This is a genomic window from Halobacillus sp. BBL2006, assembly GCF_000786645.1.
In the GTDB taxonomy this organism is placed as follows: Bacteria; Bacillota; Bacilli; order Bacillales; family Halobacillaceae; genus Halobacillus.
Genome location: NZ_JRNX01000950.1, coordinates 1 through 1,305, shown reverse-complemented (window position 1 = coordinate 1,305; position 1,305 = coordinate 1). Strand labels below are relative to the sequence as shown.

Sequence of the window (1,305 nt, the reverse complement as noted above, 5' to 3'; positions counted from 1 at the left end):
TCATGTTCATCCCATAGGAGTCTCGCAATTTCCCGGACCTTATTGGAGTTGTTTGGATAACGGAAACACTTAATATGTGTGCCTATTGTTGGTGAAAAAACTCAAATACAACAGTGTACGACTAAGCCGTATAAATGATGACTGACTATTCTGATGAAGATGGGTCCATAAGCTAAATGACAGATGGCGTGGATGGGAAACGTCGAGACTCCCGCGGGAGAAGGAGCTAGGCGAGACCCCGCAGGGAGTAAAACGACCGAGGAGGCTTGCCAGTTCCCCCGCAGGAAAGCAAGTCGTTCCCCAGCCACTCCTAGTTCTTTCCCGGCAATGGACCAAGTTATCTCGAAATCGAGTCTTCAACAATCCTGTACTTATCTTGAATAACCTTTGTGGATTTATTGAAGAAAATAACTTATCGCAAAAAGCAAAGGTGCGTTTATCCAGCAAAATAAAAAAGCATAAGCGATTGGCTTATGCTTCCATTGCTCCTTCATTTTGTTCTTGCTCTCCATAGTAGTGGAACATGTATTGTTCCTTTGTGATGACGAACAAATCATAGACATCCTCATTGCGATTCACCCACGAAAGCACTTCTGGATAAGTGTCATTACCAGCTGATACATAAGGAATTTTCAATGCCGCTTTCATCGACCGCTGGTTCGTACGGCGAATCTTCATGAAAATTGCTTCAATATCCAACTGGAAGAACAACTCCTCGAAAAACGCCTCTTTCGCAATTTTGTTATACCCTTTTCCAAAGTATGGCTGGCCAATCCAAGTAGCTAAAAAGCCTTTATTTTCTTGGACATCAAACAAGTTGATTGTTCCAATCGGGTGCCCCCACTCATCAAGGATGGTACGTGAGATCAATTCCCCCCGATCTTCTGCTTCTATGGTCTGTTTTGTTAAAAAGTAAAACTCGTCAGTAGACGATGCCTTATGACGGACATACGGAAAAACTTCTGGATGGCTCATTAACTCAAAAAGAACCGGGGCGTCATGTAACTCACGCTTTTTTAGCATAAAAAATCCCTCCTTGATTTGAGGAGGGTGATTTGAACACAAGAAAGCAAATGCTGCTCACTGGTTGGTTCGTACCACCCTCGAATTTTTATCAATTGCTCACAAAAATTCGGGGTGGGAATCGAACCCACTAGAACCAGTTTTACTTCAACTGGTGGCGCACCATTTGCCTTCCCTATACCATAATCTTATACAGTAGCATCTATGTTTATCATAATCGAATTCATAAAAAATGTGAATAAAATTTTTATCAAATCTGCTAGAATTTTTTTCTATTGTTTT

1 protein-coding gene is annotated in these 1,305 nt (G+C 41.6%); it reads right to left on the bottom strand.

The genetic code is table 11. The features are described 5' to 3' along the window. Nucleotides 1-471: 471 nt before the first annotated feature. Complete coding sequence (locus tag LD39_RS21320; protein WP_035553762.1) at nt 472-1,023, bottom strand: GNAT family N-acetyltransferase; 552 nt, start codon at nt 1,021-1,023, stop codon at nt 472-474. Nucleotides 1,024-1,305: the final 282 nt, after the last annotated feature.